Source organism: Primorskyibacter sp. S87, assembly GCF_049801055.1.
Taxonomy (GTDB): Bacteria; Pseudomonadota; Alphaproteobacteria; order Rhodobacterales; family Rhodobacteraceae; genus JBNAGF01.
The window spans coordinates 113923-131959 of the sequence record NZ_JBNAGF010000008.1 but is presented as its reverse complement, the minus strand read 5'-3'; the positions used below and the strand labels follow the sequence as shown (position 1 = coordinate 131959).

The window sequence follows — 18037 nt, the reverse complement described above, 5'->3', positions numbered from 1 at the left end:
ATTCTCCTGTCTCTCTGTGCATGCGCCTAGGGCCGGGCGACCTCGACGTCAAGCTACCGCACCGATCTGATCAATCGGCAGAAGCTGCTGTGCCGTTCCTATTCCGCCGGGGCTGCCGCGTATTTTGACAGGATCGTTTCGTTGCCCGGTTCGGGGTCGCGCGGTATCAAAAGCGAAAGCCCAAGGGATACAAGCGCCATCAACGCCGCCAGCCCGAATACTGCAGCCGGCGAGACCACCCAAAGCAGCCCCAGTAAGACAGGCAGGAACACCGCAGCGATATGGCTGATGGTAAAGGCCACAGCCGCAGTCGGAGCAATGTCCGCCGGATCGGCAATTTTCTGGAAATAGGTCTTCAAGGCAAGGGCCAGCGCAAACAGCACATGGTCAATCACATACAGCGCCGCGGCCAGCACGACACCCCATCCAAACCAGTAGATCCCGCCATAAGCCGCGAAAACCAATGCCAGCCCTGCATACTCAAAGATCAATGTTCGGCGCTCTCCGAACCGCGCAACAGCGCGCCCAAGCATCGGAGCGGCCATCATGTTGATGACCAGATTGATCAGGTAAAGACCCGTCAGCTGGTGCACGTCAAAGCCGAACCGTTCAACCATCATGAAACCGGCAAACACCACGAAGATTTGCCGCCGGGCACCGGCCATGAATTGCAGGGCATAGTAGAGCCAATAGCGCCGTCGGAGGATCAGTTTCTTGGTTTGTGGCGTTGGCGATTCAAACTGCGGGTAGGCAACCAGCGCAAACAGAGCGATCAGCGCGGTTGCGCCTCCGGTCAGCAGAAAGACGAGGTTATAGGACAGATCGAACCTTTCCCAAGTCAGCACGATCAGACCATAGACCACCAGCGTCGAAGCCGACCCGGCCGCAACCAACCAGCCCAAGATCTGCGGGGCACGATCCTTTGGCAGCCATTGCAGTTGCAGTGACTGGTTCACGGTCTCAAAATAGTGAAACCCGATCGAACTGAAGAGGGTTACGAACAGTAACCCGCCCAGATTAGGAAACCAGGCCGTTACTGCTGTCGCCACGCCCAAAAGGGCCAGCGAAATCAGGCCCAGCACCTGCTCGCGAATGAACAGGATGACTGCGATTACACCGACGGCAAGAAATCCGGGGATTTCCCGCACCGTATGCAGCAGGCCGATATCGGCGCCGTCAAACTGGGCCACCTCGATGACGAAGTTGTTGAGCAACGCGCTCCAGCCGTTGAATGCGATTGGCATGGCCAAGGCCATCAGGAACAAAAGCGCAACCGGCCTGCGCCAGCGAGGCAGGTGATGTGCATCGGACAGGGACACGGTTTTCGTCATACCGTCCGCATACGCCTCTCATTGTTGATTGGCGAGAGGAAAGATTCGGTCGCACAGCGCCTTTGCGAGGATGCGCAGATCGCATTCGGTCCAAACTGATCTGCATCAAGGCGCGATGGGCTTCATACACATATCTCGATTCGTGAATTTCTTTGGGGAAGGAACCATGGATCTCGTTACCCTTCTGGAACGTATCGGCGAAGCACCGACGGCGGCATTGTTTGGCCTCGTAACAGGCGTAACATTCGGTATCGCGGCACAGCGCTCGCGCTTTTGCCTGCGCGCCGCGACCGTCGAGTTTGCCCGCGGTCGGATGGGGGACAAGGTCTCAGTGTGGCTCCTGACATTTTCTACTGCGTTGGTATGGGTTCAGGCTGCGCAGCTTCTAGGATTGATGGACAGCGCCGACGCGCGAATGATGGCCGTCCCGGGCAGCTGGTCCGGCGCAATCGTTGGCGGGCTTCTGTTCGGGGCCGGAATGGTATTGGCGCGGGGGTGCTCGGGCCGTCTGTTGGTTCTGGCTGCGACCGGCAACCTGCGGTCCGTTGTGTCGGGGCTGATCTTTGCGGTTGTGGCTCAGATGAGCCTTGCTGGGATTCTGTCGCCGATGCGGGACAGAATAGCCGGGCTCTGGATAACCGATGGCGGACGCAACATGGACCTGCTGGCCACAATGGGTGTTCCAAATCAGGCCGGGTTGGTGCTGGGACTGACCATTGCCGTTCTGGCCTTGATCCTTGCGCGTCGCAATCACATCGGCGCACCCCGCCTGATCTTTTCCTCTGGTGTTGGTTTTGCCGTGGCCCTCGGGTGGGTCCTGACTTACGCACTTTCGCAAGTGGCGTTTGAACCGGTGCAGATCGAAAGCGCCACCTTTACCGGCCCGTCAGCTCATACGCTAATGTTCTTCCTCGACCGCAACGCCATTCTCGAATTCGATATCGGATTGGTGCCCGGCGTCTTTATTGGCGCAATGGTCGCTGCCGGGCTATCCGGCGAGATGAAACTTCAGGCGTTCGATGGCCCGGTCACCATGCGCAAGGCCATGATCGGAGCAGCCCTGATGGGGTTCGGCGGTATGCTGGCCGGGGGCTGTGCAATCGGAGCCGGTGTCACCGGGGGTTCGATTTTCGTGGGCACCGCCTGGGTTGCGCTCTTTTTCATGTGGGTCGGAGCGATGCTGACCGATTATCTCGTGGACCAGCCCGGGAAGACGGTCACGGCGTAATGTTCAGCGAGGCTCCGCCTCGCGCTCCGGAGTATTTGCCAAAAGATGAAGACCAGGATTCCTCATTCATCTCGCCGAAATTACCCCGAGAAAACGCCACAGGCGACGGGACAGAACCCCTGACTGAAACCCGTCTTTCCTGAGCGGTCAATAAAAGCTCTGCGGATCGATATCCACAGACAGGCGCAGATCTCCCTTGAGCCGTAATGGCGCGATCCAACGCGCTATGGCATCCTGAATGGACGCGCCTTTGGGCGCCTTGACCAGAAGGCGAACCCGGTGACGGCCACGGATCCGCGCAATCGGCGCCGGCGCTGGGCCAAACACCTGCGCCCCGATCTGCCGCAGAGGCGTGTCATTTCGCGCCATGGCATTGCCAAGATCAAAGACCGGGCCGACTTCGGGACCGGACAGAATAATGCCTGCCATCCTGCCATAAGGCGGCACTCCGGCGGCCTGCCGTTCGGCGGCTTCGGCTCTCCAGAACCCGTCTTCGTCGCCCGAGAGAATAGCTTGGATGACCGGATGCTCCGGCTGGAACGTCTGCAACAGGGCCAGTCCGGGGCGGTCAGCCCGACCCGCGCGTCCAGCCACCTGACGCATGAGCTGAAATGTACGTTCGGCCGCGCGCAAGTCCGACCCTTGCAAGCCGAGATCTGAATCAATCACGCCGACCAGTGTCAGTTTGGGAAAGTTGTGTCCTTTGGCCACCAGTTGGGTGCCAAGGATCACATCGGCATCACCTTCGGCGATCTCTTCGATTTTGGCCTTCAACGCCCGTGCCGAGCCGAACATGTCCGAGCTCAGAACCGCGATTCGTGCATCCGGAAACAGGGCCGTTGCTTCTTCGGCCAACCTCTCAATGCCGGGACCGACCGGAGCAAGCTTGCCCTCCACACCACAAGCCGGGCAGGTTTCAGGGACAGGTTTGGTTTCACCGCATTGATGGCACATCAGCCGTTTCAGAAAACGATGTTCGACCATGCGCGCGTCGCAATGATCACACCCGATCTGTTGACCGCACGCCCGGCAGAGCGTGATCGGCGCAAAACCGCGGCGATTGATAAACAGGAGCGACTGTTCTCCCTTGGTCATCCGGTCCAGCATGGCCTGTTTCAGGGTCGGTGAAATCCAGGTTCCGGCAGGCATAGTCTCCGAGCGCATGTCGATGGCACGCATTTCGGGGAGAACTGCCGCGCCGAACCGGGAGGTAAGCTCGAGCCGGCCGTATTTGCCCGCTTCGGCATTGGCCCAGCTTTCGAGCGAAGGTGTTGCACTGGCCAGCACCACCCGCGCCCCACATATCGCCGCCCGCAACACAGCCATGTCGCGAGCGTTGTAGAATACCCCTTCCTCTTGCTTGTAAGACGTGTCGTGTTCTTCATCGACGATGATCAGTCCCAAATCCCGGAACGGCAGAAACAGCGCCGACCGGGCGCCGACGACCAATTGCGCACCTCCCTGCCCAACCATGCGCCAGATGCGTCTGCGTTCGGTCATGGTGGCACCGGAATGCCATTCGGCAGGGCGCGCACCGAACCGCGCCTCTACGCGGGTGAGGAATTCGGCAGTCAAAGCGATTTCCGGCAGCAGAACCAGCGCCTGACGCCCCATCCTCAGGGATTCTGCAACGGCCTCGAGATAAACTTCGGTCTTACCCGACCCTGTCACCCCCTTAAGAAGGGTCGTGCCGTAATTGCCCCCCTGCATAGCGTCGCGCAGGAATTGCGCAGCCAAAGCCTGATCCTCGGTCAGATCCTTGCCGGAAAGATCCGGGTCGAGGGTCGGGAACGGAAGGTCGCGGGGGCTGTCTTCTTCGCGCACTGCGCCCTGCTTTACCAAGCCCTTGACGACCGAGGACGTGACCCCTGCCATGTCCGACAATTCGCGCAGTGTAAATGCGAGACCGCCATAGGCCTGCAGAACCTCCAGAACCCGCCTGCGGGCATCGGTCATCCTGTCGGGTTCCCCGTCACCGGGTCGATAGATCTTGCGCATCGAAGGCGGATCCCCCAGCCCCGGCGCCCGGGTCGCCAGTCGCAACATGGCCGGCATGGGGGTGAGAGTGTAGTCGGCTGCCTTGCCGAGGAAAAGCCGCATCTCCTCGCGCATCGGCGGCCCTTCGAGCACGCGAATGACCGATCGGATCTTTGACCTGTCAAAGTCGCCCCGGCCAGCACCCCAGATCACGCCCAGAACCTTTCGCGGACCCAGCGGAACCTCGACAAATGCACCTGCAAAGCACCCGCCCTCTGGCGCCTTGTAATCCAGCAACCTGTCGAGCGGTTGCGTGGTCAGGACACCGACCAGTTCGCCTTGTTCGAAAAACTCCGGTTCCGGCGTGGGGGTTTGCACAGGTCACCTTTCGATCGTTGCGACTGCGGGGTTTCGATCCCGCTTCACATGGGGTAAAGCCATGCGCGACCAAGGCCAACCCACCAAAGGACTGCCGACATGAAATTCTTCGTTGATACTGCCGAGATCGACGCCATTGCCGAACTGAACGACCTCGGCATGGTTGACGGTGTCACCACCAACCCCTCGCTGATCAAGAAATCCGGCCGTGACATTATCGAAGTCACCAAAGAGATCTGTGATCTCGTGGATGGCCCTGTTTCGGCCGAAGTAACCGCCACCGACGCCGAAACGATGGTCGCCGAAGGCCGCAAGCTGGTCGAAATCGCCGAAAACATCGCGGTCAAGGTTCCACTGACATGGGATGGCCTGAAGGCGTGCAAGACGCTGACAGATGACGGCCACATGGTGAATGTGACGCTGTGTTTCTCGGCCAATCAGGCTCTGCTGGCAGCAAAAGCCGGTGCGACTTTCATCTCGCCGTTTATCGGGCGCCTAGATGACATCAACCTCGATGGCATGGACTTGATCGAAGATATCCGGACCGTTTACGACAATTATGGATTCACAACCGAAATCCTTGCCGCATCGATCCGGTCCGTGAACCACGTGCTCGACAGCGCACGCATTGGCGCCGACGTGATTACTGCCCCCCCCGGCGTGATCAAAGCAATGGTGAACCATCCGCTTACCGACAAGGGTCTTGCGGCGTTCCTCGCCGATATCGACGCCGCAGGCATCAAGATCCTCTGATCTCCGCAGGATTCCAATGACCGGGGTCACAACCCGGCTACAGGGCAGCGCCTTTCCTGCGCTGCCTTTTTCGTTGGGCGCGGGTTTTCACAATTACCGCTTATCGGATTGTTGCAGTTAACCCATTTTTTGGACTTTCGGATGATTTTCGTCGGCAGAGTCCGGGAAGTCGTGCTATAAACCCAAAAAAATACAAGACCAGAGGCAGTCAATGAGCAGCAGCCCCACCCTTGCGGAAGACCTCCGCGCGGCAATTATTGCCAAACCCGATGTCGTGCTTGAAGATTCGGACGTGATGCGCGCCCTCGTCGCCGCGAACGAAAAATCTATGGGCGGCAACATCATAGACCTGCGGGGAATAGCAATGGAGCGGCTCGAAGCCCGGCTGGACCGGCTCGAAGACACGCACCGCAGCGTTATCGCCGCCGCCTATGACAATCTCGCAGGGACCAACCTTGTGCACCGGGCGATCCTGAGAATGCTCGACCCAACTGATTTCGAAACCTTCCTCGAAGATCTGGGGGGCGAAGTCGCCGAGATCCTGCGGGTCGACGCGGCCGCGCTGATGCTGGAGTCGGTTCAAAACAAAGCCAACCCCGCCGTGCAGCGGCTGGATCAGGTGTTGCGGGTGGTGGAACCGGGGTACATTGACACTTATGTCACCCAGAACCGAGGCGGCCCGATCCGGCAGGTCACCCTGCGGCAGATCCATGGCGGAGATCAGCAGATTTTCGGAGAGCGTGCCGACTGGATCCGATCCGAAGCCTGCATTCGCCTCGATCTGGGAGAAGGACGTTTGCCCGGCCTGTTTCTCATGGGGTCAGAGGATCCGCACCAGTTCACCCCGCAGCAAGGGACGGACCTGCTCACCTTCTTCGCTGGCGTCTTCGAAAGATCGATGCGCCACTGGCTCGCGTGAGCCTGATCTCTCCAGCCGCCCAGGACGCGCTGCAACGCTGGTTGCAGCACCAAAGGGCACTTGAGGACGCGGCGCATAATACGATTACTGCCTATCAGGGCGACGTTATCGAATTCATCTCGTTCATGACGGTGCATCAGGGCAGCCCGCAGGGATTGCGGGCTCTTGAGCAGATCACCGTCGCGGATATGCGTGCCTGGATGGCGCGCAGCCGATCGGGTGGTATCGGCGCGCGGTCGCTGGCGCGTAAACTGTCTGCAGTCAAGAGCTTCTATCGCTGGCTGGCGGAACGCGAAGGGTTCGAACCAACCACCGTGCTGTCCACCCGTGCACCAAAGTTCGAACGCAAGCTCCCCCGCCCCTTAAGCGAAGACGCGGCCCGGGCGATGCTTGATACGGTAGAGCTGCAATCGGAAACCCCCTGGGTCGCGGCGCGGGATGTAGCGGTTGTAACGCTACTATATGGTTGTGGCCTGCGAATATCCGAGGCGCTGGGTTTGACCGGCAGGAATGCCCCTCTGCCCGGTACCCTCCGCATTCTGGGAAAAGGTGGCAAGGAACGGGTGGTTCCGGTCATTCCGGCCGCCCGCGATGCTGTCGATGACTACCTGGATCTTTGCCCGTTCGAAATGACACCGGAACAGGCGCTGTTTCGGGGCGTACGCGGGCGCGCACTGAACCCGCGACAGATACAGGGCGCGGTAGCGCGGGCCCGGATGCAACTGGGGCTGCCGGCCTCTGCCACACCACACGCGATGCGCCATAGTTTTGCGACGCATTTGCTGGGCGCTGGCGGGGACCTGCGCGCAATTCAGGAATTGCTGGGCCATGCGTCCCTTTCAACCACACAGGCTTACACAGCCGTCGATACGGCACATCTGATGGACGTCTATAACCGCACCCATCCCAAGGCCTGACCCGGGATCCGTTTGCGCTTGGCAACGTTTTGAGGCATTGAGACCGAATGACTCCGCAACTTCGCGCCCTCTCCGTTCATCTCCTGACTGCAACCGGTGCCGTGTTCGCCATGCTGGCGATGCTCGCCGCCGTCGAAGGCAAGTGGAGCCTCATGTTTGTCTGGCTCGTAGTGGCCTTTGCAGTGGATGGCATAGATGGACCTTTGGCCCGAAAATACCATGTCAAGCACTACTCACCCGAGTTCGACGGGGTGCTTCTGGATCTGATCATCGACTACCTGACCTACGTGTTCATTCCTGCATTTGCACTGTTCAAGTCCGGGCTGATGGACGGCTGGACCGGTTGGTTCGCACTGTTGATAATCACTTTTGCCAGCGCGATGTATTTCGCTGACACTCGAATGAAAACAAAGGACAATTCCTTCTCCGGATTTCCCGGATGCTGGAACATGGTGGTGCTGGTCATTTTTGCGTTGCAGCCGAATTTCTGGGTCAGTCTCGGGCTTGTAACCCTGTTGGCCGTGGGCATGTTTTTGCCGTTGAAATTCATCCACCCTGTCCGGACGGAACGCTGGCGCAATTTGAGCCTGCCCATGGCATTGATCTGGACTTTCTTCGCAGGTTGGGCGGCATGGGTCGATTTCCATCCCGAAAGCTGGGCGCATTGGGGACTGGTCATTTCATCGGTCTATCTGCTGTTTGCGGGCATCGCGCAGCAGATCATCCCCGAACGCAAGCAGGGCACTGACCAGCAAGCCGCCCGCCCCTGAGAAGCGGACAACCGGTGTCAGAACACCTCGTCCAGTGTCATTTCGCGTCCGTTAAAGGCAAAACTTGCGCCTTCTTCGAGGCCCTTCATGGCATTGTAGATTGGGCTTTGGGTCGAGATCCCCATATAGGTCTGCCCATCAACGTCAAACCGGACAGTGGACACTGCAATGATAAAGCTGCGGCCGTTGAACGACACAACGGCGCCCGGCTCGACAACCTCTTTCAGCGAGAAATCGAGGTTTTCAATGACGTCAATCTTTGCGTGATGGGTATGCACCGGTGTGTCAAAGGCTGCCGCCAAGTCGGCATTCTCTCGAGACATTGCAATTTCATCCTTGTCATGGGCTTCGCGATCATCAAGGGCGCTGTCATGCAGGAACGCCTCGTAATGGGCCTTGGCCGCCGCCAGTTCCGCCTCTTCCAAAGCCATAAGCCTTTTTTGCACGGCTGCTTTGCGTGCTGCACGATCGGTCATTTCGGTCTCCTTCAAAAACCCGCATATTGTTCTGACAGGATCTGCCCGGACTGTGCCTTGATCTGAGTCAGATGAGCAAGCCCGCTGCGCCTTCGTGGCGTAGAAGTGCAACCTTGGTTTCGACCCCACCCTTACCGGAAAAACCGGTCAGCCCCTTCGCCCCCATCACCCTGTGACAGGGAATGATCACCGGGATGGGATTGCCGCCGCAAGCCCGCCCGACGGCTTGCGCCGGAACCCCCAGATCACGGGCAATCTCACCATAGGTTCGGGTATAGCCAAAAGGGATGGCGAGCATGGCATCACATACCGATTTCTGCAATGCCGAGCCGTCAACCCGCAGAGGCAGGTCAAATGTTTCCAATTCTCCACTATCATAGGCGACCAGCTGCGCTGCTGCCTCTTTCAACAAGGGAGTTACCACCCCCTCATCCTTACCATCCCAGTTCACTGCAACGATGGCGCCGTCGGCCTCGGTTATGCCGAGACGGCCAAATCGGGTTTCTATTGCAATGCTCCCCATAAAGCTCAGTCTGACCGGGGTTTCGGGGCCGGGCAAGGGGTCAAACCCGTGTCAGCGCCATCCCTGCCACAATCAGCCCGGCAGCCAAGGCCTTAGTGCGGTCCATGCGATCACCGAACAGCAGCCAGCCGATCAAAACCGCAAAGAGGATTGAGCTTTCTCTGAGTGCCGCGACCAGCGCAATCGGTGCCTGTGTCATCGCCCATACTGCAATCGCATAAGCGCCGTATGACGCAATTGCCGCCACACTCCCGAGCAACCAGTCCTGCCGGTTCGACCGGACAATGCCCCGGCCACGCAGGGCCAGCGCAGCAGGCACGAATAACGCCGCGTCCAGCGCAAACAGCCACGCCACGAATGTCACTGCATCTCCGGCCACGCGCGCACCCAACCCGTCCACCAACGAGTAGCCGGCGGTCATCACCGCCGAACCCAAAGCCAGCGGGACCAGCCGCCGCGACTCACCGTTGGCAAAAGCCCCACGGGCCATCACCGCAATACCTATGCCGAGCAAGGCTATCCCTGAATATTCCGCACCTGCGATCTGGTCAGAGAGGAACAGCGCGCTGAACCCGGTGACAATCAACGGGGCAGCCCCCCGTGCAATCGGATAGACCCGGCTCAGATCACCCTGCTCGTAGGCAAAGGCCAGAAACAGCTTGTAAAATACGTGAAACAGCCCCGACGCAATTAACCATGGCCAGACTTCGGACGTCGGAAAAGGGCGGGTCAGCGCGATCACCAACCCGAGCGAGCCCTGCACCACGGTCATGATCAGCATTCCGGTCACTTTCGAGGTGCCGGTCTTGATCAACGCGTTCCACAGCGCATGCAAAAAGGCAGCAAGCAGAACCGCAAGAAATACGAAGAGTGTCACGGGGGTGTCTCGTGGCCGTGGGAGATCGCCTGCATTTGCGCAACCCGGCCCGTGATCGTCAAGCGTGACGCTGCCAAAATCAGGTTTGGAAGATGCCCCCTACCAAAACGACAGAGGACATCATCTTATCGGGTCAACCCAATGCACCGTCGCAGCGGCCGCAAACACCGGAGTGCTTGTGGCGCCCAACGTCGGGAAGGATTTTCCAGCATCGCAGGCACTTTTCGCCTTCGGCCATTTCAAAGACCACTCCGACCCCCTCGACTTCGGGCAGGCGGAATGCTTCGGCCGGGGTCGGGTCGGCGCTGACCAGCAGGCCGGACGTAATGCAAAGATCGTCCATGTCGATCATCGCCAGCAGCTTGCGCGTTTCAGCATCCTCGACATGCACCACCGGCGCCGCTTCGAGGCTTGATCCGATTACCTTGTCACGACGCTGGATCTCAAGCGCGGCCGTGACCACCCGGCGGACGCGCCGCACCTTGGCAACGGTTTCCTCGCTCTCGAGATTGCGCCACTTCGCCGGGGTTTCCGGGAAATCGACCAGATGAACCGAGCTTTTGTCGCCCGGATACCGCTCCAGCCAGACTTCTTCCATTGTGAATACAAGGATCGGGGCAAGCCATGTGGTCAGGCGCTGGAACAACAGATCCAGCACGGTGCGAGCTGCCCGTCGACGTTCGGTGTCGCCATCACAATAGAGCACATCCTTGCGGATATCGAAGTAGAAGGCCGACAGATCCACCGTGGCAAAATTGAATACCGCGCTGAACACGCCCTGAAAGTCAAAGCGCGCATATCCGTCCCGAACCTGTGTATCCAGATCCGCCATCCGGCTCAGAACCCATTGCTCAAGCGGCGGCATCTCGGCGGGATCCTCGATCCGGTCGCCTTCGGTAAAATCCGACAGCGACCCCAACATGAACCGCATCGTGTTGCGAAGCCGCCGGTAACTGTCAGCCACACCTTTGAGGATCTCAGGCCCGATCCGCTGGTCAGCGGTATAGTCGGTCTGGGCTACCCAAAGACGCAGGATATCCGCGCCGTACTGTTTGATCACCTGCCCGGGAACGATGGTGTTGCCTAGCGATTTGGACATCTTGTTGCCCTTCTCGTCCAGCGTGAACCCATGCGTGACAACGTTGCGATACGGGGCACGCCCCAGCGTCCCACAGGCCTGCAGCATCGAGGAATGGAACCAACCGCGATGCTGGTCGGTGCCTTCCATATAGACATCCGCGATCCCGTCTTCGGTTCCGTCCTCACGGTCGCGCAGAACAAACGCGTGCGTTGATCCGGAATCGAACCACACATCAAGAACGTCGAACACCTGCTCCCACTCGTCGGCATTGTAGTCGTCGCCCAGGAAACGTTGCTTGGCACCGTCCGCATACCACGTATCGGCACCTTCGGCTTCGAAGGCTTCGAGAATGCGGGCGTTCACCTTGTCGTCGCGCAGCAGAAAGCCTTCGTCGGTTGGCAAAGCGTCCTTCCGGGTAAAGCAGGTGAGCGGAACCCCCCACGCGCGTTGGCGCGACAGGACCCAGTCAGGACGCGCTTCGATCATCGAATAAAGCCGGTTGCGGCCCGTCTGCGGCCACCATTTCACCAACTGGTCGATGGAGTTCAGCGCGCGGCTGCGGATGGTGGTGCCCATCTGATCCTGACCGTCACCCACGGTCTTGTCGATGGCGGCAAACCACTGCGGTGTGTTTCGAAAGATCAACGGTGCCTTGGAGCGCCACGAATGAGGATAGGAATGCTTGACCCGGCCCCGGGCAATCAGCGCGCCGCTTGCGGCGAGCGCATCGATAACACGCTTGTTGGCATCTTTTTCCTTGCCCTTGTGGTCCATGATCCGCGCGCCGCCAAACAACGGCAGGCTTTTGCGGAAGGATCCGTCTTCCACAACATTGTGAGTCATTTGCAACCCGTGCTTGACCCCCAGAACAAAGTCGTCTGCACCGTGGCTGGGTGCGGTGTGAACGAACCCGGTGCCCGCATCATCGGTCACGTGATCGCCGGGCAGCATCGGAACATCATAATCCCACTCGCCTTCGCCACCCTCGATACCACGGAACGGGTGAGCGCAGATCATCAGGTCAAGCTGGCTGGCCGACACGTCGCGGAGGCGCTTGAAGCCATCGACGCGGGCGGCATTGAACACTTCCTCGGCCAGCCGGTCGGACAACAGGAACTGTTCGCCCACCTTGGCCCAGTTTTCTTCGGGCGCCTCGGTGACCTCATACAGCCCGTAGGAAAGCTCGGGATTGAAGGCAACGGCCCGGTTCGAGGGGATGGTCCAAGGCGTCGTGGTCCAGATTACGACATTGACCCCAAGCAGTTCCGAGCGTGAACCGGTTGCTTCAACTGCCCGGACAACCGGAAACTTCACCCAGATCGTATGGCTTTGGTGGTCGTGATACTCGACCTCGGCCTCGGCCAGGGCGGTCTTTTCAACCGGGGACCACATCACGGGCTTGGACCCTTGATAGAGCGTGCCGTTCATCAGGAGCTTCATGAACTCCTCGGCAATCACCCGTTCGGCGTGATAAGCCATAGTCAGATACGGATCGCCCCAGTTTCCGGTGACGCCCAGTCTCTTGAACTCTTCCCGCTGGATTTCCACCCATTCGTCAGCAAACGCACGGCACTCGCGGCGGAAATCGACGACGTCGACCTCGTCTTTGTCTTTGCCCTTGGCACGGTATTGCTCTTCGATTTTCCATTCGATCGGCAGGCCGTGGCAATCCCAACCCGGCACATAACGCGCGTCAAACCCCATCATCTGGTGGCTGCGCACGATCATGTCCTTGATCGTCTTGTTCAGCGCATGGCCGATATGGAGGTGGCCATTGGCATAGGGCGGGCCATCATGCAGCGTGAAGGGCTTGCGGCCTTCCTTTTCGCGCAGACGGTCATAGACCCCGATGTCCTCCCAGCGATGCAACCAGCCGGGCTCGCGCTTTGGCAGACCCGCCCGCATCGGGAAATCAGTTTTCGGCAGATTGAGTGTCGCTTTGTAGTCAGGTGTTTCGGTCGTGGTTTCGGCGCACATGGGTGGCGTCCTTCGGATAAACTGGGTGTTTCGGATCGAAGCGGTCGGTGCGAGTTCTCAAACACCTTTGCCCGGCGTCTCAAGTCAATCAGAGCGCCGGGGGTATAATTCGAATAATGATGGCGACGAAGTGGGCCATAGGCGCCTTATATGGCGCAGTCAGGGCCGGGTAAAGAACCTACGTGACGCAGGAAGAATCCAAGTCGCCGATCAGGGGTGGAAGAGCGAACCGACGTAGAATGCGATGGCGGCGGCCGCCCCGCCAATCAGAAAGGTCTCGATCCCTGACCGCCACCAAGGTGACAGAGACCATCGGCTTTTGAGCGCGCCGATCGCAAAGAATGTGCCCATCGTCATCCAGACCGACAGAGAAAACGCGTTGTCGAGACCAAAGATGAAGGGCAGCAAGGGGATCATCCCGGCCACAAGAAACGCGGCAAAAGTGGCCACGGCCGCGCGCATGGGATGCGGATCGACGCTGCCAAGGCCGTATTCGCCGTCCAGCATCAGATTGATCCAGTTTTCCCTGTTTGCGGTGATTGCCTCGGTCGCTTCGTCCAGAACGCGGCCCTGCAACCCTTTCTGCGCAAGGATCTCACGGGCCTCCAGACGTTCACCGTCTGGATACAGCGTGATGTGGCGTTCCTCGATTGCCCGAAGGCGGCGGATATTGTCGAGTTCAGCCTTGGTTCCTGAGTAATTCCCGGCCGCCATGGAAAACCCGTCTGCCAGCACGTTGGCCAGCCCGAGCGCAACGATCACGAAGGGTGAGAGCCCCGCGCCAGCGACACCGGCAACGATCGCAAATGTCGTGACCGAGCCGTCAATTCCACCATAGACCACATCTCTCAACACACCTCGGCCAGGCGGTGAGTTTATCCGCGCGGATACCTCGCTCTGGCTATGGCCGTGATCCTGCATGGCGGGCCCCTCCTTCGACGATCAATCTGCCGTTCGGCACCGCGGGAATCCTTGCGACAGATCAATCCTCGCTTCGTTTTCCGAACAACCCGGTCAGGGCGGTCCGCACAATCCCGCGCACCGACGGGCGCCTTTCCGGTGAAAACGGCAAAGGTCGACAAACCTCCATCGCGGCCACTCCGACCCGGGCGGTCAGCGCACCATTGACGAGGCCTTCGCCAAAGCGCCGCGACAAGCGGCTCAGCACCGATCCGCCGAGAACGGGCTCCAGCAGGTCGTCACCCACCGCCACGGCGCCGGTGGCGACCAGATGCGCGAACACGGCACGGGTCAACCGCCAGCTGCCCAGCGTGCCGGCACGACCGCCGTAGATCTCTGCGATGCGCCGGATCATCCGCAAGCTAGCCGTCAACGCGGTTGCCACATCCGCCAGCGCCATTGGCACGAGCGCTGTAACCGTGGCAACCTGTCGGGCAGCGGATTCAACTTCGGCGCGCGCCGCCGCATCAAGCGGCGACAACAGCTCATCCTCCGCCAAACCCAACAGGGTTGCCGCATCGAACTGTTCGTCGATTCGTTCAGCCAGCCGCTCCCGGCCCCAGCGGGTTTCTTCCCGGCTCCGGTAGAAAGCCACCAGCCGGTTTGCCGTTTCCCGGGCCGCAGCCAGATCCTCGTCGGCAAGCGCGGAATCCGCAGCGCGGCGCAATCCGTCTACGCGGGACAGCCTGCCAATCGCGGCCAACTCCCGCACCACGATCAGCAGCACAACGATCGCAAGCGCCGCAATCAGCGCGGTGACGCCCCAGCCCAGCAGCGGAACACGGTCGACCAGACCGGTGGCAAAATCCCAGAACGCCACTGAAATCATGGCGGCCACAACGGCACCAACAAGCCCAAAGAACCAACGAGCCAAGGCCGACACCGGCCGGGACGCCACCCGCGCCGCCATCTGCATAGCTTCGCCTTTTGGGGCCGGATGATTATCCGGCACCGGGGGCGCTTCGGTTACGTTCGGCGCTGGTTCCTCGCGCCCTTCCAGATCAATCAGAACCGGGCCCTGTGTCATTGGTCTTCTCTTTCTCTTTCCGCCAGATATAGGCGACGTCCGACAGGTTTTCATCATTGCTTTCGCCTGCCGACCGACCCGTTTCGACAAAGCCTTCTCTCAGATAGAACTTCTGTGCGCCCCGGTTTTCTTCGAAGGTCCGGAGGGTCAGTGTTTCACTTTCCGCCTTGGCTGAATTCAACAAGAGCACTCCGATCCCCTGGCCGACAACGCCAGGGTTGAGATAAAGTGCGCAAATCTCGCCCTTGTCCCGCGCCAGAAAACCGGCCACTCGTCCGTCCGCCTCAGCGATCGTGACCCAACCCCGGTCAATCATCTTTCCGCAGAACGCGATGGTTTCTGCTCCGGTGTGCAGATCCGGCATCCATTCCGCATCGGTGTTGAACCGGTGCAGGATATCACCGATTTTGCCCGCATCGGTCGAGCGGGCCGGTCTGAGCGTGACGTTCACAACCGGTCCCCGATCAGAAACTGAGCTGCGCGATCCAACCGGATATGGGGAGGCCCGTCACCGGGCGAAAGAGTGAGAGGCGCCGGTGCAAATCTCATGGCCTGAAACTCGGCATCAAGCCACTGTTTGGCACCGTCGCGTGCGGGGGTCAGCAGATGTGAAGGATCTTCGGGCAATGCGCCGGGGTGGAACGCCGCCTGTCGTCCGTCAAGCAACGTGCCGCGAACACATGGCAGGTCCGCCCCTTCGTGCCGGCGCATTTCTTCTGTCGTGGCCCGCAAGGCTGCGATCGACAGGGCGGAAGTATCCGCGCCGGCAAATTGCGCCCGATCCCGCGCCTCGCGGGTGAGCGCCTCCATGATCGCAGTCAGGCGGGCATGCTGCGTATGGTGAATGTGGTCTGCCTTGGTGGCCGCAAACAGAATTTTTTCGACCCGTCGTCCCATAAGCAGCTTGGTCAGCCAGGCGTTTCGGCCGGGTCGAAACGCTCCGAGCGTTCCAGCCATCGCCTGCCGCATGTCTTCAACCGCTTCCGGCCCCTTGTGAATGGCCCCCAGAACGTCAACCAGCACGATCTGGCGGTCGATGCGGGAGAAATGGTCGCGGAAAAACGGTTTCACCACTTTTGCCTTGTAGGCCTCGAACCGCCTTTCCATCTCGCGGGCCAAAGACCCGCGGCGCGCCGGGTTATCGGGCAATGGCGCAAATGTCAGTGCAGGAGAACCAGCGAGATCACCGGGCAACAGGAACCGCCCCGGCGTACAATCCGAAAAGCCCGCGTCACGTGCGGCGTTGAGATATGCCGTGAACAATCGGGCCAGATCCTGAGCGACAGGTTCGTCATGAGGGATTTCAGGGTCGACCTCATCAAGTCGCGCCAGAAATTCAGCCGCGCAGGCCCGCGCCCGGATCCGCTGCAGAGTTTCCTTGCTCCACTCGCTGTAGCTGAGATCAAGCACCGCCAGATCCAGAAGCCATTCGCCGGGGTAATCCACGATGTCCAGATGTATCGTGCGCGGTCCCTGCAGCCCCGATAGCAACCCCGACGGCCGGACCTTGAGCGACAGCCGAAGCTCAGATACCGCCCGTGTGCTTTCCGGCCAACGTGGCGAAGGGCCGGTCAACGCGGCCAGGTGGGTCTCGTAGTCGAAGCGTGGCACGGTGTCGTCGGGCTGCGGTTGCAAGTAGGCGCCTGCAATGCGGCCTTCCTGCTGGGCGGCCAATCCCGCCATACGGCCACGATCCAGCATGTTTGCCACCAGCGATGTGATGAAGACCGTCTTGCCGGACCGCGCCAACCCGGTCACGCCAAGGCGTATGACTGGTTCCAGAAATGTTTCCGACAAGCTGTCGCCGACGTTTTCAATACCACGCACCAGATTGTCAGCAATTGAGGAAAGGACCAAATCTCTACCTTTTTTGTAACTGTGCCTTAAAGATAGGCGGCAATGGCGGGGTTTGCGAGGCTCTGCCTCGCGCTCCGGAGTATTTTTCAAAAGATGAAGAACAGTATCCTGCAATTGTTTGACCAGAAATTTCCAGCGGGAGGGGCCGCAGGCGGCAGAGGCCGAGCCCCTTTCTGGAGGCTGGACTTGATCGCGATCGCAGGATACCAGCCCGGCCATGCCTCGCTTTGCAATGAAAGTGGAATACCAAGGTGCCCCGTTTGCCGGTTGGCAGCGTCAGAAAGATCTGCCGTCTGTTCAGGGCGCGATCGAGGCCGCTCTGGCAAAGCTCGAACCTGGTCCGCATACGATAGCAGCGGCGGGACGGACAGATGCCGGGGTTCATGCGTTGGGCCAGGTGGCCCATTGCGACATGAACAAGGGATGGGATCCGTTCCGGCTCTCGGAGGCGCTGAACCATCATCTGAAACCGGCGCCGGTCGCGGTCCTCGCCGTTGCACAGGTAGACAATGACTGGCACGCGCGTTTCTCGGCCATCGAAAGACAGTATCTGTTCCGGATATTGCAGCGGCGCGCACCTGCAACTCATGACAAGGGTCAGGTCTGGCGCGTCAGGCACGCGCTGGATGTGGACGCGATGCAGGCCGGGGCCGACATGCTTTTGGGAAAACATGATTTCACCACCTTCCGAAGCTCGATCTGTCAGGCAGCAAGCCCGGTCAAGACCCTGGATGAATTGCGGGTTGAACGGGTAGACGGCTTCTCGGGCCCCGAGATCCATTTCCACGTTCGCGCGCGTTCATTCCTACACAACCAAGTGAGGAGCTTTGTTGGAACATTGGAACGCGTCGGCGCGGGCGCATGGTCACCGGACGATGTCCGAGAGGCGTTGGAAGCCTGTGACCGCGCGGCCTGTGGACCGGTCTGCCCGGGCGAAGGGCTATACCTAGCGCGGGTCGGGTATCCGGCTGATCCGTTCGCCTGAG

The 18037-nt window shown here is 60.0% G+C and carries 16 protein-coding genes; 6 read left to right on the top strand and 10 right to left on the bottom strand.

The features are described from left to right. Positions 1–98: 98 nt before the first annotated feature. A complete protein-coding gene (locus ACP15U_RS14640; protein ID WP_425045892.1) occupies positions 99–1331 on the bottom strand; it encodes an MFS transporter in 1233 nt (410 codons plus the stop codon). A 166-nt stretch (positions 1332–1497) separates the two neighbouring features. Here ACP15U_RS14640 and ACP15U_RS14635 point away from each other — a divergent pair, with 166 nt between their 5' ends. Continuing rightward, entirely contained in the window at positions 1498–2559 is a 1062-nt protein-coding gene (locus ACP15U_RS14635) for a YeeE/YedE family protein (protein WP_425045891.1), read from the top strand. A gap of 147 nt (positions 2560–2706) precedes the next feature. Here ACP15U_RS14635 and ACP15U_RS14630 read toward each other — a convergent pair whose 3' ends face one another. After that, a complete protein-coding gene (locus tag ACP15U_RS14630) occupies positions 2707–4914 on the bottom strand; it encodes a primosomal protein N' (protein ID WP_425045890.1) in 2208 nt (735 codons plus the stop codon). 99 nt (positions 4915–5013) lie between these two features. On the opposite strand from ACP15U_RS14630, the gene fsa reads away from it, so the two are divergent. The 4 genes from fsa to ACP15U_RS14610 all read left to right on the top strand — a co-directional run bounded on the left by fsa (position 5014) and on the right by ACP15U_RS14610 (position 8273). Next, entirely contained in the window at positions 5014–5667 is a 654-nt protein-coding gene (gene fsa / locus ACP15U_RS14625; RefSeq protein ID WP_425045889.1) for a fructose-6-phosphate aldolase, read from the top strand. Between the two features lie 211 nt (positions 5668–5878). Further along, positions 5879–6586 (top strand): DUF484 family protein, encoded by a 708-nt coding sequence (locus tag ACP15U_RS14620; RefSeq protein WP_425045888.1) that lies wholly within the window; start codon positions 5879–5881, stop codon positions 6584–6586. Continuing rightward, positions 6583–7503: a tyrosine recombinase XerC gene (locus tag ACP15U_RS14615; RefSeq protein WP_425045887.1), complete on the top strand. Its 921-nt coding sequence runs from the start codon at positions 6583–6585 to the stop codon at positions 7501–7503. Before ACP15U_RS14620 ends, ACP15U_RS14615 begins: the two co-directional genes overlap by 4 nt. A 47-nt stretch (positions 7504–7550) precedes the next feature. Continuing rightward, positions 7551–8273 (top strand): CDP-alcohol phosphatidyltransferase family protein, encoded by a 723-nt coding sequence (locus ACP15U_RS14610; protein ID WP_425045886.1) that lies wholly within the window; start codon positions 7551–7553, stop codon positions 8271–8273. 17 nt (positions 8274–8290) lie between these two features. Here the strand turns inward: ACP15U_RS14610 and ACP15U_RS14605 are convergent, their stop codons facing one another. The 8 genes from ACP15U_RS14605 to ACP15U_RS14570 all read right to left on the bottom strand — a co-directional run bounded on the left by ACP15U_RS14605 (position 8291) and on the right by ACP15U_RS14570 (position 17051). Further along, on the bottom strand, positions 8291–8749 hold the full coding sequence (locus ACP15U_RS14605; RefSeq protein ID WP_425045885.1) for a hypothetical protein: 459 nt from the start codon (positions 8747–8749) through the stop codon (positions 8291–8293). 67 nt (positions 8750–8816) lie between these two features. Further along, positions 8817–9272 (bottom strand): methylated-DNA--[protein]-cysteine S-methyltransferase, encoded by a 456-nt coding sequence (locus ACP15U_RS14600; protein WP_425045884.1) that lies wholly within the window; start codon positions 9270–9272, stop codon positions 8817–8819. 40 nt (positions 9273–9312) lie between these two features. Continuing rightward, positions 9313–10149: an EamA family transporter gene (locus tag ACP15U_RS14595; RefSeq protein WP_425045883.1), complete on the bottom strand. Its 837-nt coding sequence runs from the start codon at positions 10147–10149 to the stop codon at positions 9313–9315. A gap of 133 nt (positions 10150–10282) precedes the next feature. Continuing rightward, a complete protein-coding gene (ileS, locus tag ACP15U_RS14590; RefSeq protein WP_425045882.1) occupies positions 10283–13207 on the bottom strand; it encodes an isoleucine--tRNA ligase in 2925 nt (974 codons plus the stop codon). A gap of 210 nt (positions 13208–13417) precedes the next feature. Next, on the bottom strand, positions 13418–14128 hold the full coding sequence (locus ACP15U_RS14585) for a VIT1/CCC1 transporter family protein (RefSeq protein ID WP_425045881.1): 711 nt from the start codon (positions 14126–14128) through the stop codon (positions 13418–13420). A 61-nt stretch (positions 14129–14189) separates the two neighbouring features. Next, positions 14190–15194 carry a YcjF family protein gene (locus ACP15U_RS14580; protein ID WP_425045880.1) on the bottom strand — a complete coding sequence of 335 codons (1005 nt, stop codon included), beginning with the start codon at positions 15192–15194 and terminating at the stop codon, positions 14190–14192. Next, entirely contained in the window at positions 15169–15645 is a 477-nt protein-coding gene (locus ACP15U_RS14575) for an N-acetyltransferase family protein (protein ID WP_425045879.1), read from the bottom strand. The genes ACP15U_RS14580 and ACP15U_RS14575 overlap by 26 nt, the downstream gene beginning before the upstream one ends. Continuing rightward, complete coding sequence (locus ACP15U_RS14570; RefSeq protein WP_425045878.1) at positions 15642–17051, bottom strand: YcjX family protein; 1410 nt, start codon at positions 17049–17051, stop codon at positions 15642–15644. Before ACP15U_RS14570 ends, ACP15U_RS14575 begins: the two co-directional genes overlap by 4 nt. 217 nt (positions 17052–17268) lie before the next feature. Between ACP15U_RS14570 and truA the strand changes: the two genes are divergently transcribed. Next, positions 17269–18036: a tRNA pseudouridine(38-40) synthase TruA gene (gene truA, locus ACP15U_RS14565; RefSeq protein ID WP_425045877.1), complete on the top strand. Its 768-nt coding sequence runs from the start codon at positions 17269–17271 to the stop codon at positions 18034–18036. The last annotated feature ends 1 nt before the right edge of the window (position 18037 follow it).